Annotated in this window: 19 protein-coding genes and 1 tRNA gene; 8 read left to right on the plus strand and 12 right to left on the minus strand. The window is 73.8% G+C overall.

The window, feature by feature from the left end:
- Positions 1 to 220: 220 nt before the first annotated feature.
- The 4 genes from mshC to ACGFN2_RS16505 form a co-directional block, all read right to left on the minus strand.
- Positions 221 to 1,450, minus strand: coding sequence for a cysteine--1-D-myo-inosityl 2-amino-2-deoxy-alpha-D-glucopyranoside ligase (gene mshC / locus ACGFN2_RS16490; RefSeq protein WP_362608498.1), 1,230 nt, complete (start codon positions 1,448 to 1,450; stop codon positions 221 to 223).
- Positions 1,451 to 1,579: 129 nt separating this feature from the next.
- Entirely contained in the window at positions 1,580 to 2,506 is a 927-nt protein-coding gene (locus ACGFN2_RS16495; protein WP_393360762.1) for an SCO1664 family protein, read from the minus strand.
- Positions 2,470 to 3,060, minus strand: a complete 591-nt coding sequence (locus ACGFN2_RS16500; RefSeq protein ID WP_362608501.1) for a DUF3090 domain-containing protein — start codon at positions 3,058 to 3,060, stop codon at positions 2,470 to 2,472. The genes ACGFN2_RS16495 and ACGFN2_RS16500 overlap by 37 nt, the downstream gene beginning before the upstream one ends.
- Positions 3,061 to 3,180: 120 nt before the next feature.
- Positions 3,181 to 3,879 carry a histidine phosphatase family protein gene (locus ACGFN2_RS16505; RefSeq protein WP_362608503.1) on the minus strand — a complete coding sequence of 233 codons (699 nt, stop codon included), beginning with the start codon at positions 3,877 to 3,879 and terminating at the stop codon, positions 3,181 to 3,183.
- Between the two features lie 90 nt (positions 3,880 to 3,969).
- Here ACGFN2_RS16505 and corA point away from each other — a divergent pair, with 90 nt between their 5' ends.
- Positions 3,970 to 4,956: a magnesium/cobalt transporter CorA gene (gene corA / locus ACGFN2_RS16510; RefSeq protein WP_362608505.1), complete on the plus strand. Its 987-nt coding sequence runs from the start codon at positions 3,970 to 3,972 to the stop codon at positions 4,954 to 4,956.
- 118 nt (positions 4,957 to 5,074) lie between these two features.
- Here corA and ACGFN2_RS16515 read toward each other — a convergent pair whose 3' ends face one another.
- Together ACGFN2_RS16515 and ACGFN2_RS16520 are read right to left on the minus strand one after the other, a co-directional pair.
- A complete protein-coding gene (locus ACGFN2_RS16515) occupies positions 5,075 to 5,863 on the minus strand; it encodes a ferritin-like domain-containing protein (RefSeq protein ID WP_393360764.1) in 789 nt (262 codons plus the stop codon).
- A gap of 269 nt (positions 5,864 to 6,132) precedes the next feature.
- Positions 6,133 to 7,188 carry an LLM class F420-dependent oxidoreductase gene (locus ACGFN2_RS16520; RefSeq protein WP_362608507.1) on the minus strand — a complete coding sequence of 352 codons (1,056 nt, stop codon included), beginning with the start codon at positions 7,186 to 7,188 and terminating at the stop codon, positions 6,133 to 6,135.
- 127 nt (positions 7,189 to 7,315) lie between these two features.
- On the opposite strand from ACGFN2_RS16520, the gene ACGFN2_RS16525 reads away from it, so the two are divergent.
- Together ACGFN2_RS16525 and ACGFN2_RS16530 are read left to right on the plus strand one after the other, a co-directional pair.
- The gene (locus tag ACGFN2_RS16525; protein ID WP_393360766.1) at positions 7,316 to 8,299 is read left to right on the plus strand and encodes an aldo/keto reductase; all 984 of its coding nucleotides are present in this window, start codon (positions 7,316 to 7,318) and stop codon (positions 8,297 to 8,299) included.
- On the plus strand, positions 8,296 to 10,932 hold the full coding sequence (locus tag ACGFN2_RS16530; protein WP_393360768.1) for a helix-hairpin-helix domain-containing protein: 2,637 nt from the start codon (positions 8,296 to 8,298) through the stop codon (positions 10,930 to 10,932). The genes ACGFN2_RS16525 and ACGFN2_RS16530 overlap by 4 nt, the downstream gene beginning before the upstream one ends.
- A 181-nt stretch (positions 10,933 to 11,113) precedes the next feature.
- Here ACGFN2_RS16530 and ACGFN2_RS16535 read toward each other — a convergent pair whose 3' ends face one another.
- The gene (locus ACGFN2_RS16535; RefSeq protein ID WP_393360770.1) at positions 11,114 to 11,788 is read right to left on the minus strand and encodes a hypothetical protein; all 675 of its coding nucleotides are present in this window, start codon (positions 11,786 to 11,788) and stop codon (positions 11,114 to 11,116) included.
- A gap of 47 nt (positions 11,789 to 11,835) precedes the next feature.
- Here ACGFN2_RS16535 and ACGFN2_RS16540 point away from each other — a divergent pair, with 47 nt between their 5' ends.
- Positions 11,836 to 12,024 (plus strand): DUF5703 family protein, encoded by a 189-nt coding sequence (locus ACGFN2_RS16540; RefSeq protein ID WP_393360772.1) that lies wholly within the window; start codon positions 11,836 to 11,838, stop codon positions 12,022 to 12,024.
- 85 nt (positions 12,025 to 12,109) lie between these two features.
- Here ACGFN2_RS16540 and ACGFN2_RS16545 read toward each other — a convergent pair whose 3' ends face one another.
- The 3 genes from ACGFN2_RS16545 to ACGFN2_RS16555 form a co-directional block, all read right to left on the minus strand.
- Positions 12,110 to 12,892 carry a chaplin gene (locus tag ACGFN2_RS16545; RefSeq protein WP_362608513.1) on the minus strand — a complete coding sequence of 261 codons (783 nt, stop codon included), beginning with the start codon at positions 12,890 to 12,892 and terminating at the stop codon, positions 12,110 to 12,112.
- A 174-nt stretch (positions 12,893 to 13,066) separates the two neighbouring features.
- Complete coding sequence (locus ACGFN2_RS16550; protein WP_362608514.1) at positions 13,067 to 13,300, minus strand: chaplin; 234 nt, start codon at positions 13,298 to 13,300, stop codon at positions 13,067 to 13,069.
- A 142-nt stretch (positions 13,301 to 13,442) separates the two neighbouring features.
- Positions 13,443 to 14,768 carry a M20/M25/M40 family metallo-hydrolase gene (locus tag ACGFN2_RS16555; protein WP_362608516.1) on the minus strand — a complete coding sequence of 442 codons (1,326 nt, stop codon included), beginning with the start codon at positions 14,766 to 14,768 and terminating at the stop codon, positions 13,443 to 13,445.
- 307 nt (positions 14,769 to 15,075) lie between these two features.
- Between ACGFN2_RS16555 and ACGFN2_RS16560 the strand changes: the two genes are divergently transcribed.
- The 4 genes from ACGFN2_RS16560 to ACGFN2_RS16575 all read left to right on the plus strand — a co-directional run bounded on the left by ACGFN2_RS16560 (position 15,076) and on the right by ACGFN2_RS16575 (position 17,595).
- Positions 15,076 to 15,160, plus strand: a tRNA-Leu gene (locus ACGFN2_RS16560).
- A 155-nt stretch (positions 15,161 to 15,315) separates the two neighbouring features.
- A complete protein-coding gene (locus ACGFN2_RS16565) occupies positions 15,316 to 16,257 on the plus strand; it encodes a pseudouridine synthase (protein WP_393360774.1) in 942 nt (313 codons plus the stop codon).
- Positions 16,258 to 16,464: 207 nt separating this feature from the next.
- Complete coding sequence (locus ACGFN2_RS16570) at positions 16,465 to 17,139, plus strand: HAD family hydrolase (protein ID WP_393360776.1); 675 nt, start codon at positions 16,465 to 16,467, stop codon at positions 17,137 to 17,139.
- A 15-nt stretch (positions 17,140 to 17,154) separates the two neighbouring features.
- Entirely contained in the window at positions 17,155 to 17,595 is a 441-nt protein-coding gene (locus tag ACGFN2_RS16575) for an NUDIX domain-containing protein (RefSeq protein WP_362608521.1), read from the plus strand.
- On the opposite strand, the gene ACGFN2_RS16580 is transcribed toward ACGFN2_RS16575, so the two are convergent.
- The gene (locus ACGFN2_RS16580) at positions 17,585 to 19,444 is read right to left on the minus strand and encodes a hypothetical protein (RefSeq protein WP_393360778.1); all 1,860 of its coding nucleotides are present in this window, start codon (positions 19,442 to 19,444) and stop codon (positions 17,585 to 17,587) included. The genes ACGFN2_RS16575 and ACGFN2_RS16580 overlap by 11 nt on opposite strands.
- 133 nt (positions 19,445 to 19,577) lie before the next feature.
- Complete coding sequence (locus tag ACGFN2_RS16585) at positions 19,578 to 21,197, minus strand: ABC-F family ATP-binding cassette domain-containing protein (RefSeq protein ID WP_393360780.1); 1,620 nt, start codon at positions 21,195 to 21,197, stop codon at positions 19,578 to 19,580.
- Positions 21,198 to 21,367 lie beyond the last annotated feature (170 nt).

Raw genomic sequence — 21,367 nt, forward strand, 5'->3', positions numbered from 1 at the left:
CGCCCCGCGGGGGGGGGGGCCGGCCCGGCCCGGGGGCGGCCCCGCGGCGGGCGGCCCCCCCCCCCCCCGCGGCGGGCCCCCCCCCCCCGCCGGCCCCCCCGCCCCCCCGCCCCTGCCCTTCGCCCTGCCGCCCTTCCGGCCCGTACGTCCTGGGACGGCACGAAGAAGGGGCGCCTCCGCCGGCTGACGGAAGCGCCCCTGAGACGGATGTGACGGGTCGTTACAGCGCCACCCCGAGCAGCGCGTCGACCGCGCGGGACACGAGGCCGGGGGCGCCCTCGTCGGTGCCGCCCCCGTCCTGCTGCGCGGCGGCCCAGCGGTCCACGGCCGCGAGGGCGGCCGGGGAGTCCAGGTCGTCGGCGAGCGCCGTACGGATCTCCTCCAGGAGAGCGTCAGCGGACGGGCCGTCAGGACGGGAGACCGCGGCCCGCCAGCGCGCCAGCCGCTCCACGGCCTCCGCCAGCACCGCGTCGGTCCACTCCCAGTCGGCGCGGTAGTGGTGCGCGAGCAGCGCCAGCCGGATCGCGGCCGGGTCGGTGCCGTCGCGCCGCACCGCGGAGACGAAGACGAGGTTGCCCTTGGACTTGGACATCTTCGCGCCGTTCAGGGCCACCATGCCGGCGTGCACATACGCCTTGGCGAACGGGTGCTCGCCGGTGAGCGCCTGGGCGTGCGAGGCGCCCATCTCGTGGTGCGGGAAGGCGAGGTCGGAGCCGCCGCCCTGTACGTCGAAGCCCATGCCGAGGTGGTCCAGGGCGATGGCGACGCACTCGATGTGCCAGCCGGGCCGGCCGCGGCCCAGCGAGCCGCCGTCCCAGCTCGGTTCGCCGTCGCGGGCGGCCATCCACAGCATCGGGTCGAGCGGGTTCTTCTTGCCCTCGCGCTCCGGGTCGCCGCCGCGCTCCGCGGACAGCAGCCGCATCGCCTCGGCGTCCAGCCCGGAGACCTCGCCGAAGTGCGGGTCGGACTCGACGGAGAAGTAGGTGTCACCGTCCAGTTCGTAGGCGGCGCCGGCGTCGCGCAGCCGCTCCACCAGCGGGACGATGGCGGGTATCGACTCGACGGCGCCTATGTAGTGGCGGGGCGGCAGCATCCGCAGGGCCGTCATGTCCTCGCGGAAGAGGGCGGTCTCGCGCTCGGCGAGCGCCGTCCAGTCGTCGCCGGTGGCCACGGCCCGCTCCAGGAGCGGATCGTCGACATCGGTGACGTTCTGCACGTAGTGCACTTGGCGCTTCGTGTCGAGCCACACGCGCTGGACCAGGTCGAACGCGTTGTAGGTCGCCGCGTGCCCCATGTGGGTGGCGTCGTACGGCGTGATGCCGCAGACGTAGATACGGGCGACGGGACCGGGGTCGAGGGTCACCCGTCCGCCGGTCGCGGTGTCGTGGAGCCTCAGGTCGCGGCCCTGACCGGGCAGGGCGGGGACCTCAGAAGCGGGCCATGCATGCATGCCTTGAGCGTAACCGGACGGATGTTCCGCATACGAACCGGACCGGAGGTCTGGCCGGAAAGGCGGTCTTGTGTTCGACGATCGCACGTGCAAGAGAACACCGGCGCCGCGGCACGGATTCCCGGCGGATCAGACGGGCGGCCAGGGGATCGCGGGCCATGCGCCGCTCGGCTCCGGGTGCCGGCCGCTGTGCAGCAGCCCCGCCACCCGCGCCCGCAACGCCTCGGTCTCGGCGTCCGTGATCAGTTCGGCCAGTCGGGCGGCGAGCGGCCCGCCGTCCTCCAGCGCCTCCCGCAGGCCCGCCAGGACCTCCCGCGCCTCGTCGGTCAGCGGCTCCCCCGCCCACCCCCACAGCAGCGTGCGCAGCTTGTCCTCGGCGTGGAAGGTCACCCCGTGGTCAATGGCGAAAAACTCCCCGCCGGTGCCGGGCAGCAGATGGCCGCCCTTGCGGTCACCGTTGTTGATCACCGCGTCGAGCACCGCGAGCCGCCGCAGCCGCGGATGGTCGGCGTGCACCAGCAGCGCGGTGCGGCCCTCGCCGATCTGAGCGGGCCCGACCGCCTTCCAGCCGGGGCCGGGCTCGTCGTCCTCGACCAGCGCCAGCAGCTCGGGCACCTCGTCGCTGCTCTCCGGCGGATCGATCCACTCCTGGACCATGCCGGTCCCGTACGGGCCGTCGCGCAGCACCGTCGGCGGGATCAGGTCCCAGCCGCAGGCCCGGGAGACGTCGTACGCGGCGACCTCCCGCTGGGCGAGCGTGCCGTCGGGGAAGTCCCACAGCGGGCGCTCACCGGCGACCGGCTTGTAGACACAGGCGGCGCTGCGGCCGTCGAGGGCGACCGTGCAGTAGAGCACCGCGTTGGACGCCTCCTGGATGCGGCCGCGGACGGTCAGCTCCCCTTCGGCGAGCAGCGTGTCCGACGGGTTCCCCGCGGGCTGTGGTGCGGCCGGTGGCGGGTCCTGCGGGCGGCCGGGGCCGGGCAGCGGCACGGCGGGCTCGGCGGCGGACTCCATGGCGCTCAGGCGTCCCGCCGGTATCCGTTCTGGCGCGGGCATACGTGTCCCTCCGGGTCGAGCGGCAGGCTGCACAGCGGGCACGGCGGGCGGCCGGCGTTGACGACCTCCAGCGCCCGCTTGGCGAACGCCCTGGCCATCGTTCCGGTCAGCCGCACCCGCAGCATCGGCGGGCCGTTCTCGTCGTCCTGGAGCAGCCGCTCCTCGGCGTCGGCGAGGTCCTCGTCACTGTCCGCCTCCAGCTCGACCAGGGCCTGCGCCTCGACGATCATCCGCTCGTCCTCGCCGTCCCAGGCGAGCGCCATCGTCCCGACCCGGAACTCCTCCTCGACCGGCGACTCCAGCGGTGCGGTGTCGCTCAGCTCGGTGGGCGAGACGGCGGGCACCGGGGCGTTGCCGCCACTGCGTCGTACGACCTCGTCCAGCAGTTCGTCGATCCGCTCGGCGAGCGCGGCGACCTGCGTCTTCTCCAGAGCGACGCTGGTGGTGCGGCCGGCCGCGGTGGCCTGGAGGTAGAAGCTACGGCGGCCAGGCAGCCCGACCGTACCGGCCACGAAGCGGTCCGGCGCGTCGTAGAAGAACACCTGACGGGACAACGTCCTGCTCCGATTGCTCGACTGCGGGGTCACTGCGGTCGCTGCACGTCCTGCGGTCACTGCGCGGATCGCAGGTGCGTGGCGGGCAGCGCCGTCGCACCACCCTACTGCGCCGACTGATCACGCTGCTCCCGCACCACCGCCGACGGCCGCGTCCCTGCCCTCCCCGGCGGCGGCGCCGCCCTCCCGGGGCGCGAGCGAGCCGAAGTCACCGGTGTCCCCGAGCCGGACGAGGTAGGGGCGGAGCCGGGTGTAGCGGATCGCGGTGACCGAGCAGGGCTCGACGGAGATCCGCTGGAAGAGGTCGAGGTGCATGCCCAGGGCGTCGGCGACCAGGGCCTTGATGATGTCGCCGTGCGAGCACATGGCGTACGTCGCCTCGGGGCCGTGCGCCTCCCCGATCCGGGCGTTCCAGTCGCGTACCGCGTCCACCGCGCGGGCCTGCATCGCACGCATCGACTCCCCGCCGGGGAAGGCGGCCGCGGACGGGTGCTGCTGGACGACCTCCATCAGCGGCTCGTCGTTCAGCTCGGCGAGCTTCCGGCCCGACCACGTGCCGTAGTCGCACTCGCTGATCCGGTCCTCGACGTGCAGCGTGAGCCACGGCCGGGCCTCCAGCAGCGGCGCCACGGTCTCCCGGCAGCGCTGCAGCGGGCTGGAGACGACAGCGGTCAGCGGCACCTGCGCCAGCCGCGCGGGCAGTGCGGCGGACTGGGCGGCGCCGTGCTCGTCGAGGGCGACTCCGGGCGCCCGCCCGGCGAGCACCCCGGCGGTATTGGCGGTGGAGCGGCCGTGCCGCACCAGGATCAGCGTGGGCATGACCGCCACCCTACGTTCCCCGCCCCCCTTCCCGGGAGGTCACCGGGCGCCTTCCTGGCAGGGGGCCGGGCGAAGCGCGAGAATGCCGGTGTGATCGTCGACAGCGCCATCTACCGGGAGGGCCGTCGCACCGAGTGCGCGACCGACTTCTCCCGCGCCCTGGAGGAGGCGCGGGCCGAGGGGCACTCCTTCCTGTGGCTGGGGATGCACGAGCCGACGGAGGAGGAGTTCGCGCGCGTCCGGTCCGATTTCGCGCTGCACCCGCTGGCCGTCGAGGACGCGCTCAAGGCGCATCAGCGGCCCAAGCTGGAGGTCTACGACGACTCGCTGTTCCTGGTGCTGAAGCCGGTCACCTACGACGACCGGGCGGACACGGTGACCGCTTCGGAGCTGATGGTCTTCGTGGGGGACTCGTTCGTCGTCACCGTCCGGCACGGGGAGGCCAGCCCGCTGGCGGCGGTGCGGCACCGGCTGGAGGAGCACCCGGAGATCCTGCGGCACGGCCCGGGGGCGGTGCTGTACGCGGTCAGTGACGCGGTGGTGGACCACTACATCGAGGTGGCCGCCGAACTCCAGCTGGATCTGGAGGAGTTGGAGGCGGAGGTGTTCGCTCCGGTACGCGGCCGGGACACCAGGAACACCGCCGCCCAGATCTACGCGTTCAAGCGTGAGGTGCTCGAATTCCGCCGGGCGACCGGCCCGCTGGCGGAGCCGATGACCCGGCTGCAGAATCCCGGGGTGCCGTTCGTGCACGCGCACGCCCGGCCGTTCTTCCGCGACGTCGACGACCACCTCACCCGCGCCAACGAGTCGGTGGAGGGCCTGGACCGGCTGCTGTCGGACATCCTCGCCGCCCACCTCGCGCAGATGGGCGTCCGGCAGAACGACGACATGCGCAAGATCTCGGCCTGGGCGGCGCTGGCGGCCGTGCCCACCCTGATCGCCGGCGTCTACGGCATGAACTTCGACACCATGCCGGAGCTGAAGTGGAGCCTGGGGTATCCGGTGATCATCGGGGTGATGGTCCTCATCGAGCTGTCGCTGTACCGGCTGTTCAAGCGCCGCGGCTGGCTCTGACGCGGCCGGTCAGGGCCGGGACGGCGGGCCACGGCTGGCTGTCCGTGCCGGTGATCCTGGGACGTCGAGCGCCATTGAGGCCAGGCCGGGCCGTCCGGTGCGCGTGGGGCCCGTCCGCTCAGGCGAACTCCGGCTCGGGGGTGGCAGGTCCGCCCAGCGCGTTCCGCCGCTCGGGCATCCGGAGGCCGACCATCCGCCGCCAGCCGGCCACCCGCTCGTAGCAGTACACCGCCCAGATGCCGGCGGCGAGCGCGGCGGACTTCGGCCCGGACCACTTCAGGATGCGGCCCATATGGGCCATCACCGCCAGGCTGACGTCCCGGTAGACGACGATCTCGGCCCGGGCGCACTCCCGCAGGATGCGCTGGATGGTGCGGCCGTGCCCGGCGCGGGCCAGCCGCAGCAGCTCCTCGTGGCAGTACGCGAGGTGGTTGTCCTCGTCATCGGAGATCATCCGGACCGCCCTGCCCAGCTCGGGGTGGTCGCCGAAGTACTTGGTGAGCATCAGCATCTGGCCGGAGGCGCGCTCTTCGGTGACCCGGCTGTGGGACAGGTAGGTGATGATGTCGAGCTCGGTGAGCGGCTCCTCGCGGCGCAGCTTGTCGTGCGTCAGGCCGATGCCCCGCCGCTCCAGCAGCGCGGTGTAGTCGGTCTCCACCGGGACCGGGGCCGGCGTCATTCCGCGCTTGCGCATCAGGGCCTGGAAGATCCGGCCGTGTTTGTCCTCGTCGGTGCCGTGCCGGGCGACCTTGGGCGCCAGCGCGGCCATGGAGGCGGGCAGCAGCGCGGCGATCCGGCCGTTCTCCCAGCCGCCCTGGGCCTCGCCGCTGGCCGCGATGGAACAGAACAGACGGAAGGAGTCGTCGTTGCCGACGATCTCCTCGAAGAGACTTCGGGCCGAGAGCATCTATGCCACCTCCGAACGGACACACCCGTAAAGAAAAAGTCAAGTGGGGTGTTCCGTGAGCGGCAACCGGAGCGGCGGTCCGTTCGGCCGTTCGGGCGAGGCAGGCCCCCGTCGCGGGCGTAACCCGGGTACCCGTGACCGCGTTGTGCTGCCTGACGGCCGTGGTGGGGAAGACCCCCGAGCCCCCACCACGGCCGCGGAGCCGCATCCGCCCGGCACTCCGGGCACCGGGCCGGGCACCGGCCGACAGGCCCGCACCCCTCTCGCCGTTACGCCAGACCGGCGCGCTCCAGGGCCTCGGTACCGGCCCGCAGCGACGCCAGCCGGTCCTCCAGGGTGAAGCCCGCCGGAGCCAGCGTCAGCGTGGTCACACCGACCGCCGCGTAGGCCTGCATCCGCTCGGCGATCCGCTCCACGGAGCCGAGCAGCGTGGTCTGGTCGATCAGGCGCTCAGGGATCGCGGCGGCGGCGCCCTCCTTGTCGCCGGACAGGTACTTGCCCTGGATCTCGGCGGCTTCCTTCTCGTAGCCCATGCGCTGGGCGAGCTGGTTGTAGAAGTTCTGCTTCGGGCTGCCCATGCCGCCGACGTACAGGGCGGTGTACGGGCGGAACATGTCGGCCAGCGCGCTGACGTCCTTGTCCGCGCCGACGGCCAGCGGCAGCGTCGGACAGACGTCGAAGCCGTCCAGCGTCTTGCCCGCCTTCTCGCGGCCGGCCCGGAGGTGCGCGATCGCGGTCTCCTCCAGGTGGTCGGCCGAGGGGAAGATCAGCAGCGCGCCGTCGGCGATCTCACCGGTCTGCTGGAGGTTCTTGGGGCCGATCGCGGCGATGTAGAGCGGGATGTGCTCACGCTGCGGGTGCACGGTGAGCTTCAGCGGCTTGCCCGGACCACCCGGCAGCGGCAGGGTCCAGTGCTCGCCCTCGTAGGAGAGCCGCTCGCGCGACATCGCCTTGCGGACGATGTCCACGTACTCGCGGGTGCGCGCCAGCGGCTTGTCGAACTTGACGCCGTACCAGCCCTCGGACACCTGCGGCCCCGAGACGCCGAGCCCCAGCCGGAACCGGCCTCCGGAGAGGGAGTCCAGGGTCGCCGCCGTCATCGCGGTCATCGCGGGGGCGCGCGCCGGGATCTGGAAGATCGCCGAGCCGATGTCGATCCGCTCGGTCTGGGCCGCGACCCAGGAGAGCACAGTGGGGGCGTCGGAACCGTAGGCCTCCGCGGCCCAGCAGACGGAGTAGCCGAGGCGGTCGGCCTCCTGTGCCACCGCGAGATTGTCGGAGTCCATCCCGGCGCCCCAGTAGCCGAGGTTGATGCCAAGCCTCATGCCGCTCCCCTTACCCATCAGTAACGTCGCTGTTGCGGGGACTGTAGCCCCCGGCCGCGCCGGCTGTCATCGGCAGGTTGTCCACAGGTCCCCTGACGGCGGCTTTCGCCCAGTAATCTCAAGGTCCATGGAGCAAAGGCACCTCGGCCGTACGGGCCTGCGCGTCTCCCGCCTCGGGCTCGGCACCCTGACCTGGACCCGCGACACGGACGAGCAGGAAGCCGCCGACCAGCTCAAGGCGTTCTGGGAGGCCGGCGGCAGTCTCGTGGACACCGCCGACATCTACGCCGACGGCGGCGCCGAATACCTCCTGGGCAGGCTGACGGAGGAACTGGTGCCGCGCGAGGACCTGGTGATCGCCACCAAGGCCGGCAGCGTCCTGGAGACGGACCGCAGGGTGGACGGCTCCCGGCGCCATCTCCTCGCCGCCCTGGACGCCTCCCTGGAGCGGCTCGGCACCGACTACGTCGACCTCTGGCAGCTGCACGCCTTCGATCCGCACACACCGCTGGAGGAGACGCTGCAGGCCCTCGACCTCGCCGTCGCCAGCGGCCGGGCGCGCTATGTGGGGCTGTCGAACTTCTCCGGCTGGCAGCTCGCCAAGGCAGGCACCTGGCAGCTCGCGGCGCCCGGGGCGCGCAACCGGCTCGCGAGCGCACAGATGGAGTACTCCCTCCTCCAGCGCGGCATCGAGCGGGAGGTGCTGCCCGCGGCGCTCGATCTCGGGATCGGCCTGCTGCCGTCGTCACCGCTCGGCCGGGGTGTGCTGACCGGGAAGTACCGCCATGGGACACCCGCCGACTCCCGTGGTGCCTCGGACCATCTGGCGGCGTTCGTCGCGCCCTATCTCGACGAGACGGCGAGCCGGGTCGTCGAGGCGGTCACCACCGCCGCCGACGGACTGGCCGTCACCCCGCTCCAGGTCGCGCTCGCCTGGGTCCGCGACCGCCCCGGAGTCACCGCGCCGGTGCTGGGCGCCCGCACAGCGCAGCAGCTCAGAGCCGCGTTGTCAGTGGAGACCCTTAGTCTTCCTGACGAGATCCGCCGGGCGCTGGACGATGTTTCGGCGCCGGTGCACCACTACCCCGATCACGACTGGAGCACGCTGTGAGCACCGACCGCCTCGCCGGCGAAACCCCGCCCGGGCAGGAGGCCGCACCCGGCACCGCGGAGGCCCAGACACCCGAGGACACGGCGGCACAGGGAGGCGCGGGGGCGCCGGACGAGGACGCGGCGGCGTCCAGCGGGGACGCGGCGGCGCCCGGCGGAGACGCGGCCGTGAACGACGGGACGGCCGGGGCTGCCGGAGCGGAGCCCTCAACCCCGGCATCGGGAGCGGAACCCGGCACACCGGTTTCCGGCCCGGAGCCCTCAACCCCGGCTCCCAGTGCGGAGTCCGGCACCCCGGCTTCGGGAGCCGAGGCCGAGGACGGAACCGCGGCCCCCGGTGCGGTGAAGGGGAGCGCGGCTTCCGGGGCGGCCAAGGCGACCGCGGAGGCGCTGGCGGCTGCGGTGCGGGCCGTGGAGAGCGGCGAGCGCCCGGCCGCCTCGTTCTTCAACGAAGCCCCCCGGCCCGCCAAACCGGCCACCCCGGCCGCCCGGCCGCCCGAGGCCGCCCCGCAAGGCGGACCCACGGGCCCGGACCAGGCGGCGGCGCGGCAGCGCACCGCACCGGAACCCGGCGGTCCGGACCGTACGGGCACCCCGGACAACCATGGCGCCGCCCCGGCCCCGGCCCCCGCACCGGCAGCCCCCACTCCCCGGCCCGCCATGCCAACAGCCCCCGGAGCCGAGGGCGTTCGGCAGGTGCTCGCCGCGGGCGGTGCCCCCGAGACGCTGGCCGAGCGGGCCGCCGAGGTGCTGGGCGAGCGCGCCGCCGAGGCGCTGAGCGAGGACCCCTGGCTCCTGCTCGGCGTGCCCGGGGTGCGCCCCGAGCAAGCCGACGGCTTCGCCCGGGCGCTGCTCGGCCCCGACTGCGGACCGGGCGACCCGCGGCGCGCACAGGCGCTGGTCGGCTGGCTGCTGGAACAGGCCGCGCTCGCGGGCCACTCCGCCCTGGAGGCCGCCGCACTGCGCGCGGCCCTCGCCCAGCGCGCGGTGCCCGACCCCGATGACGCCCTGCAGTCCGCCATCGCCGACGGTGCGGTGCTGGTCTTCCAGGACGCCATCGACGAGCCGGGCCGCCCGCGTCCGGCCGCGGGCGAGGACGAGGACGAGGCGGAGCAGCCGGTCCGTATCCTGCTCGGCCTGGACCGCTTCGCGATGGCCGAGGAGAGCGTCGCCGACGGTCTGGCCCGCCTGCTCAACACCTTCGCGGCGGTGGCGGAGCCGGCCCAGGACGACCCGGCGGCGGCCGGGACCGCCGGAGCCACGGCCGACGCGGAGCCGGCCGACGGCGACGAGGACGCCGCCGCCACGGAGAGCACCCCCGCCGGGGACCCCACCACCGAAGCCCCCACCGACGGCGACACGGCCCCCCGGCCCGCGCGGCCCACCGCCGCCGCCTGGGAGGCCGCCGCGTCCGCCGCGCCGTCGCCGTCCGCAGCGGAGCTGATCCGGGCCGCCGCGCAGCACGGCCTGGTGGCCCATACCGGCGCGGAGGCGGCCCGCGCCGAGCCGGCCGCGCTGATCGCCGCGGCCCGCTCGCTGGGCCTGCGCGCCGTCGGCGCCACCCACACCGAGAACGGCCGCCGACGCCTGGCCGCCCACCTCACCGAGGCCGCGCCCGGCACCCCGGCCACGGGCTCCCCAGACCCCGCGACGGCCGCGACGGCCGCGGTGACGGTCTCCGGCCTGCTGTCCGGCCGGCAGGGCCCGGGACGGGACGCGGACGGCGCCCTCGCGCTCGATCTGCTGGTCGTGCTGGACGCCCCGCAGCTGGACCTGGAGACCGCCGCGCTGCTCGTCGAGTCGCTGACCGACGGGACCCGGCTGGTGCTCAGCGGCGACCCGGGCGTGCTGTGGTCCGCCGGTCCCGGCCGGCTGTTCGCCGATCTGCTGGCGTCCCGTTTCTGTCCGCAGATCGCCTCCCGCACCCCGGACTTCGGCCCCGTCGGCGAGCTGGTGTCGGGCATCGGCATCGGGGAGCTGAGCCAGGTCGAGGCGCCCGGCAAGGAGGTCGTGATCGTCCCGGTGCGGGACGCCGCTGAGGCGGTGCACCGCACCGTCCAGCTGGTCGCCGATTCGGTGCCCCGGGCGCTCGGTGTCCCCGCGGAGCAGACCCAGGTCATCACGGTCGGCCACGGCGGCGCGGCCGGCACCCGCGCGCTCAACGCCGCCCTCAAGGAACGGCTCAATCCCGGCCCCGGCCGGTTCGGCGGCTTCGACCCCGGCGACCGGGTGGCCTACGCCCCGGCGCCCGGCCGCACGGTGCCCGGCAGCGTCACCGGCGCGGACGCCGCCGGGCTGCATCTCGACTGCGACGGCACCGCGGTCGTGGTGCCGCGCGAGCAGGTCGGCACGGGCGCCGTACGCCACGGCTGGGCGCTCACCGCCCATCAGGCGGCCGGCACCCGCTGGCCCGCCGCGGTGGTCGTGCTGCCCGGGGACGCCACCGGCGGGCTGACCCGCGCCTGGGTCTACACCGCCTTCAGCCGCGGCGAGCGGCATCTGTCGGTCGTCCAGGGCGCCGACCAGGCGCTGGCTCGGGCGGTCGCCGAGGTCCCCGTGAAGGAGCGCACCACCCGGCTGCGCAGCCTGCTCCAGCAGAGCGTGCAGACCACCGAGGAGCCCGCGGCCGGCTGAGCCGCCGCCCCGGGCTCCCGCCGGACGGCCCGTACGCCGCTGCCCCGGCCCGTCGCAGAACCTGCGGACGGGCCGGGGCAGCGGCACACACGGGCCAGGAGGCGGCTCCGGCCCGGCGCCGGGCGGGGTCAGAGGCCGCGCACGCCGATCCGGCGCGACCCGTCCCCTTCCGGCGCCGCCGTCACCGTTCGTTGTCGAGCGGCTCCATCAGGTCGTCCTCGCCCAGTTCCTCGTCGAAGACCGCGCTGACGTCGAAGCGGCACACCACCCGCTGGGGGTCCGCCTGGTCGAACGGCGCGGACAGCCACTCCCCCGCCTCGGGCGGGTCGTCGGCGGCCGCCACCCACAGCGTGGAGTCGCCCTCCTCCAGGCCGAACTCCTTGTGCCGGGAGGCGATCTCGTCCGGTTCGAACTCCCCGAAGAGCACACCGAGCGCCGCGTGCACGCTGGTCCCGACGACCGCGGCGGCATCGGCGCCGCTGACCGCCGCCCCGTCGGCGGCGTCCGGATCGAGGTCGGCGATGCGCTGCGCCTGATGCAGCAGCCGCTGCGGTGCGGCGACGGTGTAGTCGCGCCGGATCAGCACGCTCAGCGCACTCGGCTCTTCCGGGCCCGCGTATGCGGGCAGCGCCTCGTTTCCGGGGATCTCGAAGGGGGTGACCTCGTCGTAGGTGTCGTAGAGCAGCTCGTCATAGACCTCAGCGGCCGCGGCGAGCTCGTCGAACGCGGCGTACACGGCCGGATCATCCTGCCCCGAGCGGCGTTCGACCGCGTCGAGGTGACGGTCCAGCGCGGCTTTGACCGCCTCGGCGGCGGCACGTACCTCGGCGGCGGAAGGCTGCGCAGCATCAGACATAGTGCAGACGCTATCCGTACCGGGGCCGGTCCCGCACAATAGATGCGATGCCGGAATACGAATTCTGCGATGTGTATGTGCCCCGGGGAGTCTCCCGGAAGGCTGCCACACGCCTGCTGACCGACCATGCCGAGTACGGAGACTGGGAGTTGGACCGACTGCGTCTGAACCCCGACGGGAGCCGTAAGGTGCGGCTGCGCCGCCGGATCATCCGCCAGCTCCGCGCCACGTGGTGAGCGCCACCGGAGACGAACGCAGCGGAGCGGGCCCCGTCGGAACGGGACCCGCTCGCTGATCTTCCGGTGGGTTATCCGCCGCTGGTCACCGGCGTGCGGCGCGCGCCTTGCGGTAGAGCAGGGCGCCACCCAGCAGCATCCCGGCGCTGGCCGGAACCGCGTAACCGATCGACCCTGCACCGGTGTGCGCGAGGTGCCCGGAGGGCTTGGCGGGCGTCGCCTGCTGGCTGGGCCCCCCGGTCTGCGGCTTGGCCGGCTTGTGCGGGGTCTGCTGGCTCGGCGTGCCCGGGTTGTGGGGCTTGCCGGGGTGGTGCGGCGTGCTCGGGTGGTGCGGCTTGCTCGGCTCGTGCGGCTTGCCCGGGTTGTGGGGCTTGCCGGGGTGGTGCGGCTTGCCCGGGTGGTGCGGCCGGCCCGGGGTCACCGACGACCCGTTGGAGCAGTGGTTGCCGAACGCGGGGTTCAGCAGCCCGCCGCCCGTCACGTTGTTGCCACAGGCGTTCACCGGCACGTCGACCGGAGCCTGGACATTGTTGCCCGATGCGATACCCGGCGAGTTCGAGGTGGTGCCGGCGGCGCCGGCCCCGGTGTGCCCGCCCTGGTGGTGTCCGCCGTTGTGCCTGCCACCGACATCGTTGGCGCAGCGGTTGCCGAACGCGGGGTTCAGCAGGCCGACGACGTTGACGGTGTTACCGCAGGCGTTCACCGGCACATGGACCGGAACCTGAACGTTGTTGCCGGAGCCCACACCCGGCGAGTTGGCCGCGCCTCCGGCGGCCCCCGCGTCGGCGTGTGCGTATCCGGCGGCCATGGCGAGTACGCCACTGGCGGCGGCCGCGGTAATCAGGCCCTTTCGTGCGACCTGTCTCATAGCTTGTTCCCCTGCCTAGTGCCTTACAGGAATACGGACGAGTGGCGGTCTTCGGAAAGATCCACCCGCCCGTCGAAATGCTCAGCGGCTCCGGATCGCATGGCACGCACCCGGAGCCGAACCGAGTCAGACCCTTTTACGGGTGTAAATACAACGCCAAAGGGCGTCAGAAGGTCACTTGTTGACGCAGCCGGCACCGAAGGCGGGGTTCAGCAGCCCGATCACGGAGACCGTGTTGCCGCAGGCGTTCACCGGGACCTGGACCGGAACCTGAATGGTGTTGCCGGACACCACACCCGGGGAGTTCAGGGCCATGCCCTGGGCACCCGAGTCGGCAACGGCCAGGCCCGCACCGGCGAGTACGACACCACCAGCGACTGCGGCAGCAGCGACGACCTTCTTGATCATTATTCCTCCTTGTAGCCAATACGATCCCAGCCGCGGACCGCACTGACTGCAACGAGGAAAATGCCGTTCAAGCTACGAACACATCGGTGCGTTCACTCTTTTCAGCGAAGCCGGCGCGAAAGGCAGGAAAACCGCGCCGAATTCAGCTCTGTTCGATGAACCGGTCGAGCACCCGCACCCCGAACTTCAGTCCGTCCACCGGCACTCGCTCGTCGACCCCGTGGAACATCCCCGCGAAGTCCAGCTCCGGCGGCAGCTTCAGCGGGGCGAAGCCGAATCCGCGGATTCCGAGGTCGTCGAAGGACTTGGCGTCCGTACCGGCGGAGAGCATGTACGGCACCGCCCGCGCGATCGGGTCCTCGGCCTGCAGCGCCGACTGCATCGCCTGGACCAGCGCACCGTCGAAGGTGGTCTCCAGCGCCTTGTCCGCGTGGACGTCCTCGCGCTTGACGCGCGGGCCCAGGAGCCGGTCGACGTCGGCGAGGAACTCCTCCTCGTAGCCCGGCAGGAAGCGGCCGTCGACATGGGCGACGGCCTGTCCCGGGATGACGTTGACCTTGTAACCGGCGCCCAGCTGCGTGGGGTTGGCGGTGTTCTTGAGCGAGGCGCCGATCAGCTTGGCGATGCCGCCGAGCTTCGCCAGCGTGGCGTCCATGTCCTCCGGGTCGAGTTCGGTGCCCAGCGCGTCGCCGAGCTGGTCGAGGAAGGACCGCAGGGTCTTCGTGACCCGCACCGGGAACTCGTGCCGGCCCAACCGCCCGACGGCCTCGGACAGTTCGGTGATGGCGTTGTCCTTGTGGATCATCGAACCGTGTCCGGCGCTGCCGTCCACGGTCAGCTTCATCCAGTGCATGCCCTTCTGGGCCGTCTCGATGAGGTAGAGCCGCACCTGCTCGTTGACGGTGAAGGAGAAGCCGCCGACCTCGCTGATCGCCTCCGTGACGCCCTCGAAGAGGTGCGGGTGGTGGTCGACGAGGTAGCGCGCGCCGTAGGTGCCGCCCGCCTCCTCGTCCGCGAGGAACGCCAGCACGATGTCGCGCGGCGGCTTGCGGCCGGTGCGCAGCCGGTCCCGGACGACCGCCAGGGTCATCGCGTCCATGTCCTTCATGTCGACCGCGCCCCGGCCCCAGACGCAGCCGTCGGCGATCTCGCCGGAGAAGGGGTGGTGGGTCCAGTCGTCGGCGTTGGCGGGGACGACGTCGGTGTGGCCATGGATGAGCAGCGCGGGCCGCGAGCGGTCCTCGCCCTCGATCCGGGCGACGGTCGAGGCGCGGCCCTTGTGGGACTCGAAGATCTGCGGCTCCAGGCCGACCTCGGCGAGCTTCTCCGCGACGTACTCGGCGGCGGCCCGCTCACCCGGGCCCGAGTGGTCGCCGTAGTTGCTGGTGTCGATCCTGATCAGGTCCCGGCACAGGTCGACCACCTCGTCCTCTCCGGTGACCGTACGGGACGGCTGCGACTCACTCATACCGCAACCTCGCTTCGCCCGGCCCCGCAGTCGCGGGGCGCGCCCTTCTCCCTGGGTCGCTCGCAGAGCTCACGCACAGTGCCTCCTCTGGGTTCACGGCCGCATCGCGCGCCCGGAGGAGCGCGGCCCGCGGCGGGGTCCACTGCCATCCTCCACCCGCCACCCCCTGTGCCCAAGGGCGCAATACTCCCGACATGCCCTGGTCACAGGGCTTCGTCCGGCCAACCGTGCGGGTGATCGACCACCCCCGAAGGTTTGCTATTGTTTTCCACGTCGGAACGGCCCAGGCCGCAACGGCAGACACCTTGTCCGGGTGGCGGAATGGCAGACGCGCTAGCTTGAGGTGCTAGTGCCCTTTATCGGGCGTGGGGGTTCAAGTCCCCCCTCGGACACTTCGCAGGACATCGCCCGCCCCGGCCGCTCGGCCGGGGCGCGATGTCGTTTCCGCTTCCGGCCCGCGGCGGGCGGTGCCGCTCACGCCCGGTCCGGGCGCGGTCGCCTTCCGTACCGACTTGAGGCCGCGGCCCGGCCGGTGTTCTCTTGGCGGGTGAGACGCAGATCGCCGGTTCCGCCCGCCCCGCTCCCCCAGCGTGACGGGATCGACCCCGTACGGGTGCGGCTGCCCGCCGATCCGGAGGGGGTGTGGGGCACGGTCCGGGACCATCTGGTCGACCGGTTCCAGGGGGCGATCGGGGCCGGGCGGGTGGACGCCATGCTGGGGGCGGGGCGGTTCGTCGGGGCGGACAGGGTGCTGAGCGGGGACGAGCCGTACGCGGCCGGGCGGTTTGTGTGGTTCCACCGGGACTTCGCGCCGGAGGTGCCGGTGCCCTTCGAGGTGGGGATCGTCCACCGGGACGAGCGGATCGTGGTCGCCGACAAGCCGCACTTCCTCGCCACCACACCGCGCGGGCGGCACATCACCGAGACCGCGCTGGCGCGGCTGCGGCGGGATCTCGGGCTGCCCGCGCTGCAGCCCGCGCACCGGCTCGACCGGCTGACGGCGGGGCTGGCGCTGTTCGTCGTACGGCCCGAGGACCGGGGCGCGTACCAGAACCTGTTCGGCGCGCGGCGGGTGCGCAAGGAGTACGAGGCGGTGGCGCCGTACGACGGGACGGTGGCGCTGCCGGTGACGGTGCGCAGCCGGATCGTGAAGGAGCGCGGGGTGATGGCCGCGCGTGAGGAGGCCGGGGCGGCCAATGCCGAGAGCCGGATCGAGCTCGTCGGGCGGCGGGGCGGGCTCGGGCGCTACCGGCTGCTGCCCGCGACCGGCCGCACCCATCAGCTGCGGGTGCACATGAACGGGCTCGGGCTGCCGATCCGCCACGACCCGGTCTATCCGGTCGTCCGGGACCCGGCCCCCGACGACTTCGGCGAGCCGCTGCAACTGCTCGCCAGGGTCCTGGAGTTCACCGACCCGGTGGACGGCCGCGTCCGGCGGTTCGAGAGCCGGCTGCGGCTGGCGGAGTGGCCCGGGGACCCGGTCGCCTGATCGCGGGGCCCGGGTGCGGGGCGGCGGTGGGCGGGTACGGAGCAGGGCCGGGCGGGGCCCGGCGGCCGGGGGCGGAGTCCGCCCGGCCGGGGGCGGAGTCCGCCACGGGGGGGTGGCGAATTTCCGGTGCGGGCGTCGTTCCGGTCTGCGTAGGGTGCGCGGGTCGGCGGAGCGGCCGGTGACACGGGAGAAGGGCTGACGGGGCGGATGCTGATCTTCGATGCGGATGACACGTTGTGGGAGAACAACGTGATCTTCGAGCGGGTCATCGACGAGTTCCTGGGGTGGATGGCCGGCCCCGGGCACGACCGGGCCGGGGCGCGGGCGGTGCTCGACGGGATCGAGGCGGCGAACGCGCGGACGCTCGGTTACGGCAGCAAGGTGTTTCTGCACAGCCTCGGGGAGTGTGTGGAGCGGCTGCGCGGACGGGCCGCGACGGCCGAGGAGTCGGCGCGGATCGCCGGGTGGGCGGCGGCTTTCGCCGGGGACCGGGTGGAGCTGATGCCGGGGGTGGCCGAGACCCTGGCCGAGCTGGCCCGGCGGCACGACCTGCTGCTGCTGACCAAGGGCGACGCCGAGGAGCAGCAGCGGAAGGTGACGGCCTCCGGGCTGACCCGGCACTTCCGTGGTGTGCACATCGTGGCGGAGAAGGACATCGCCACCTACGAGGAGCTGGTCCGCGCCTACGACCTGGTGCCGGCCGCGACGTGGATGATCGGCAACTCCCCGAAGTCGGACATCCTGCCCGCCCGTTCGGCGGGCCTCAACGCGGTGTTCATCCCGCACGACCACACCTGGGTCCTGGAGCACGGGGAACTCGACCCGGACGACGCGAAGGTGCTGCGGCTGCCGGCGTTCGGCGACCTGCTGCACCACTTCTGAGCGGGGTGGGGCGGGATGACAGCAGTGGGCCCGAAGGTGTCCTGTGTCTTCGTGTGCCATGACGGCGCCGGGCGGGTGCTGCTGGCCCGGCGGAGCGCCGGGGCCAGGGACGAGCCGGGGACCTGGGACTGCGGTGCGGGGGCGCTGGAGTTCGGGGAGTCCTTCGAGGCGGCCGTGGCGCGGGAGGTGCAGGAGGAGTACGGGGTGCGGCCGCTCGGCATCGAGCAGCTCGGGGTGCGCAATGTGCTGCGCGGCGAGCCGGTCGCCTCGCACTGGGTCGCGGTGGTGTTCGCCGTACGGGTGGCGCCGGACGAGGTGACGCTCGGCGAACCGCACAAGTTCGACGCCCTCGGCTGGTTCGCCCCGGACGCGCCGCCGGAGCCGCTGCATTCCCAGTGCGGGGAGACGCTGGGGCTGTTCGGGGGCGCGTCCGGGGCCGGTGTGTCTAGGCGTTGAGGGCGGTGGCCGTCCGGCGGGCGGCTTCGAGGAGGTGCTCGTCGGCGTTCATGTCGGCGTCCTCGGAACCGGCGCAGAGCGGGAGCCGGGTGCGTCGGTCGAGGAGTGCGCGAAGGTGCGGGAGGGCCGGGCGGGCGTGCTCCCCCATGGCCGCGAGGGTGGCCATGGCGGCGGGGCCGAAGAGGTCGTCGTCGAGGTATTGCGGGAGGACGGCGAGCAGGTCGGCGGCGGCCGCCGGTCCCTCCTGGCGCCATACCGCCCGCGCCCCGTGCACCTGCATACCGCCGGGGCGGGCGAACACCAGGTCCCGCAGCCGGCGGGACTGGTCCGGGGTCAGGCCGCCGTGGTCGAGCAGCCAGGTGAACAGCGCCGAGGAGTCGGGGACATAGCCCCGCAGCCGGGACGGGGCGCGCAGCGCGGACTCGATGTGGTGGCGCTCGCCGGTGATCCGGGAGAGGGCGAGTTCCCGGTAGCCGGCGCGCTGCCGGGAGGCGCGGGTGAGCCGTTCCAGCAGCGGTACCGCGGCCGCGGCGGGGGCGCCGATCCGGCCGAGCGTGCTGACCAGGCGGAGTTCACGATGTCCGGCCCACTCGGTGCCCTGGGTGTCGCGCCGGGCGGACTCGGCGCGGAGCGCCTCGACGAGGTCGGGGACGCAGGGCGCCGCCGCGGGGCCGAGGTCCGCGCTCAGCGCGGTGGCCGCCGGCATCGCGTGCGGATCGCCGGACTGCAGCAACCGCCTGATCAACGGGAGGAGTTGGCCGGGGTCGGCGGTCCCTGAGCGCATCAGGCCGCGTACGGCGGCGACCGCCCCGGCCGGCGGTTCCCCCGACGCCAGACGGGCGTGCACATACGGGGCGGCGCGGGGGTCGTCGACGGTGGCGAGGGCGTAGGCGATCTCCCAGGCCGTGGTGGGGCAGGCGTGCTGGGTGGCGGGCAGCAGGGCCGCCAGGTCGTCGGCGGCCAGGCGGGTGGCGGTGCGGGAGGCGCAGAGGGTGTCGACGGCGAGGTCGCGCAGGGCGGGCGGTGCGGTGCGGGCCAGGCCGGTGAGGTGCGGGGTCAGGGCCTCGGGGGCGGCCCGCCACACCTGGAGGGCCCGGCGGGCGAGTTGCAAGCCGGTCCGCCGGCCGTGGGCGCCCGCGGCGCCGGCCAGGAGCCGGGCGGCGGTGGTGTAGCAGTGCCGCTCGCGGTCCTGCCGGAACAGGGCGTCGCCCCAGCGGGTGCCGTACGCGAGGGTGGGGTCCGCGTCACGGGTGGACAGGGCGGCGACCTCCGCCACCGTCTGCGCGTCCAGGGCGGACCACTCCTCCTCCGGTGCGGTGCGCAGTTCCTCGACGCAGACGAGCAGGCGGATGGCGGGGAGCGGGTCGGTGCGCAGGGGGCCGGGCGGGCCGGGGGTGTGGCGTGCGTGGAGCAGGAGGGCGTCGGCCAGGGTGAGGCGGGTGGCGGGGTCGGGGTGGGTGTCGAGGGCGGTGCGGGCCCGGTCGGTGCCGCCGGCGCGCACGAGGAGGCGGGCGGCGGCCCGGCGGGCCTCGGGGTCGGGGTCGTGGAGCCGGGCCGCCGCCGCCTCGACCGGGCCCGGCCAGGGGTGGGGACCGTTGTAGGCCAGCTCGCCGAGCAGGGTGAGCGCGGTGCGGCGTACGGCGGGACGCCGGTGGCCGGTCAGTCCGGTCAGCTCGTGGGTGACCGGGCCGTCGGGCTCGGCGCGTACCGCGTCGAAGACGGCGCTGCGGGCCGGGTCGCCCAGGATGCGGACGGAGCCGTCGACGATCGCCGCGGTCATCGCGCGGCGGGCGGGGTCGGCGGCTGACGGGGCGGGGACCGGGGCCTGGCCCGGGGTCCGCGCGGTCATCGGGTGGGGCGGTGGCCGCCCTTCCTGTAGGTCATGCGGAGGATCATGGCGCACGGGGAGGGGTGCGGCAACCGGTTTCCGGCGGGGTGGGGCGGGGGCGGGACCGGTGGGCCCGGTCCCGCCCCGGCACCCGCTACAGCGGGGCGGTGTCGGTCAGTTCGCCCCCGTCCGTCGACAGCCAGCGGGTGATGCCGAGGTCCCGGAGGAACGCCGGGTCGTGGCTGACGACCAGGAGCGCGCCCTCGTAGGACTCCAGGGCGGTGACCAGCCGGCGGACCGACGCGAGGTCGAGGTTGTTCGTCGGCTCGTCGAGCAGCAGCAGCTGCGGGGCCGGTTCGGCCAGCATCAGCGCGGCGAGCGAGGCGCGGAAGCGTTCGCCACCGGAGAGCGTGCCGGCCCGCTGGTCGGCGCGGGCGCCCTTGAACAGGAAGCGGGCGAGCCGGGCCCGGATGCGGTTGTTGGTGGCGTCCGGGGCGAAGCGGGCGACGTTCTCGGCGACGGTCAGCTCCGGGTCGAGCACCTCCAGCCGCTGGGGCAGGAAGCGGTAGGGGACATGGGTCTCGGCCGTACCGGCCTCCGGGGGGACCTCACCGGCGACGGTCCGCAGCAGGGTGGTCTTGCCGGAGCCGTTGTGGCCGGTCAGCGCGACCCGTTCGGGGCCGCGCAGCTCCAGGTCGGCGCGGCCGCCGTAACGGGTGCGCAGGCCCTGGAGGGTGAGGACGGTCCGGCCCGGCGGCACGGCGGTGTGCGGCAGGTCGATACGGATCTCGTCGTCGTCCCGGACCGCCTCGACGGCCTCGTCCAGCCGGTCCCTGGCCTCCTTGAGGCGTTCGGTGTGCAGGGTGCGGTGCTTTCCCGCCGATACCTGGGCCTCCCTCTTGCGCTCGTTCATCACGATCTTGGGCTCGCGCTTGTTGGCGCTCATCTTGTTGCCGTAGCGGACCCGGCGGGCCAGCTTGATCTGGGCGTCGGCCAGTTCCCGCTTCTGGCGCTGGACGTCGGCCTCGGCGACCCGCAGCATCCGCTCGGCCGCCTCCTGTTCGACGGCCAGGGCCCGTTCGTAGGCGCTGAAGTTGCCGCCGTACCAGTGGACCTCGCCGTCGCGGAGGTCGGCGATCCGGTCGACGTGTTCGAGGAGTTCGCGGTCGTGGCTGACCACGACGAGCACTCCGGACCAGCCGGCGACCGCGGAGTACAGCCGCTGCCGGGCCGCCCGGTCGAGGTTGTTGGTGGGCTCGTCGAGCAGCAGGACGTCCGGGCGGCGCAGCAGCAGGGCCGCCAGCCGCAGCAGCACGGACTCGCCGCCGGAGACCTCGCCGATGGTGCGGTCGAGGTCGATGCCGGTCAGTCCGAGCTGGTCGAGGGTGGCGCGGGCGCGCTCCTCGACGTCCCAGTCGTCGCCGACGGCGGTGAAGTGCTCCTCGCTCGCGTCGCCGCCCTCGATGGCGTGCAGCGCGGCGCGCGCGGTGTGGATGCCGAGCGCCTCGTCGACCCGCAGGGCGGTGTCGAGCGGGGCGCGCTGGGGGAGGTAGCCGACCTCGCCGGCGACCTTGACGGTGCCCTCGGTGGGGGTGAGTTCGCCCGCGATCAGCTTCAACAGGGTGGATTTCCCCGCCCCGTTGAGGCCGATCAGGCCGGTGCGGCCGGGGCCGACGGTCAGCGGGAAGTCCGCCAGGACGGGGCTGCCGTCGGGCCAGGTGAAGCCGAGGCCGGTGCAGACGATGGAGGCGGCGGACGCGGAGGACATGGACATACGGGTCTCCTGGGCGCGGGTGAGAAGGGTGTGGACTGCGCTGGGAGACACCGCGTCGGAACGCCGGGTGCGCCGGGGTACGCCGTAGGGGTACGCCGAGGTCAGGACGGGCCGCGCGAGGCATGATCCGCCGCTCCGGATGCCGGAGGCGCAGCGCGGATCACCGCTCA

The sequence above is a fragment of the Streptomyces sp. NPDC048612 genome, assembly GCF_043199295.1.
Classification (GTDB): Bacteria; Actinomycetota; Actinomycetes; order Streptomycetales; family Streptomycetaceae; genus Streptomyces.

What these genes read in the sequence shown, in the direction of transcription:
- ACGFN2_RS16550 (WP_362608514.1), bottom strand. Translation starts at nt 13,300, where the DNA reads ATGATCAAGAAGGTCGTCGCTGCTGCCGCAGTCGCTGGTGGTGTCGTA.
- ACGFN2_RS16495 (WP_393360762.1), bottom strand. Translation starts at nt 2,506, where the DNA reads ATGCCCGCGCCAGAACGGATACCGGCGGGACGCCTGAGCGCCATGGAG.
- ACGFN2_RS16580 (WP_393360778.1), bottom strand. Translation starts at nt 19,444, where the DNA reads ATGACCGCGCGGACCCCGGGCCAGGCCCCGGTCCCCGCCCCGTCAGCC.
- ACGFN2_RS16570 (WP_393360776.1), top strand. Translation starts at nt 16,465, where the DNA reads ATGCTGATCTTCGATGCGGATGACACGTTGTGGGAGAACAACGTGATC.
- ACGFN2_RS16520 (WP_362608507.1), bottom strand. Translation starts at nt 7,188, where the DNA reads ATGAGGCTTGGCATCAACCTCGGCTACTGGGGCGCCGGGATGGACTCC.
- mshC (WP_362608498.1), bottom strand. Translation starts at nt 1,450, where the DNA reads ATGCATGCATGGCCCGCTTCTGAGGTCCCCGCCCTGCCCGGTCAGGGC.
- ACGFN2_RS16585 (WP_393360780.1), bottom strand. Translation starts at nt 21,197, where the DNA reads ATGTCCATGTCCTCCGCGTCCGCCGCCTCCATCGTCTGCACCGGCCTC.
- ACGFN2_RS16535 (WP_393360770.1), bottom strand. Translation starts at nt 11,788, where the DNA reads ATGTCTGATGCTGCGCAGCCTTCCGCCGCCGAGGTACGTGCCGCCGCC.
- ACGFN2_RS16540 (WP_393360772.1), top strand. Translation starts at nt 11,836, where the DNA reads ATGCCGGAATACGAATTCTGCGATGTGTATGTGCCCCGGGGAGTCTCC.
- ACGFN2_RS16525 (WP_393360766.1), top strand. Translation starts at nt 7,316, where the DNA reads ATGGAGCAAAGGCACCTCGGCCGTACGGGCCTGCGCGTCTCCCGCCTC.
- ACGFN2_RS16545 (WP_362608513.1), bottom strand. Translation starts at nt 12,892, where the DNA reads ATGAGACAGGTCGCACGAAAGGGCCTGATTACCGCGGCCGCCGCCAGT.
- ACGFN2_RS16505 (WP_362608503.1), bottom strand. Translation starts at nt 3,879, where the DNA reads ATGCCCACGCTGATCCTGGTGCGGCACGGCCGCTCCACCGCCAATACC.
- ACGFN2_RS16575 (WP_362608521.1), top strand. Translation starts at nt 17,155, where the DNA reads ATGACAGCAGTGGGCCCGAAGGTGTCCTGTGTCTTCGTGTGCCATGAC.
- ACGFN2_RS16555 (WP_362608516.1), bottom strand. Translation starts at nt 14,768, where the DNA reads ATGAGTGAGTCGCAGCCGTCCCGTACGGTCACCGGAGAGGACGAGGTG.
- ACGFN2_RS16515 (WP_393360764.1), bottom strand. Translation starts at nt 5,863, where the DNA reads ATGCTCTCGGCCCGAAGTCTCTTCGAGGAGATCGTCGGCAACGACGAC.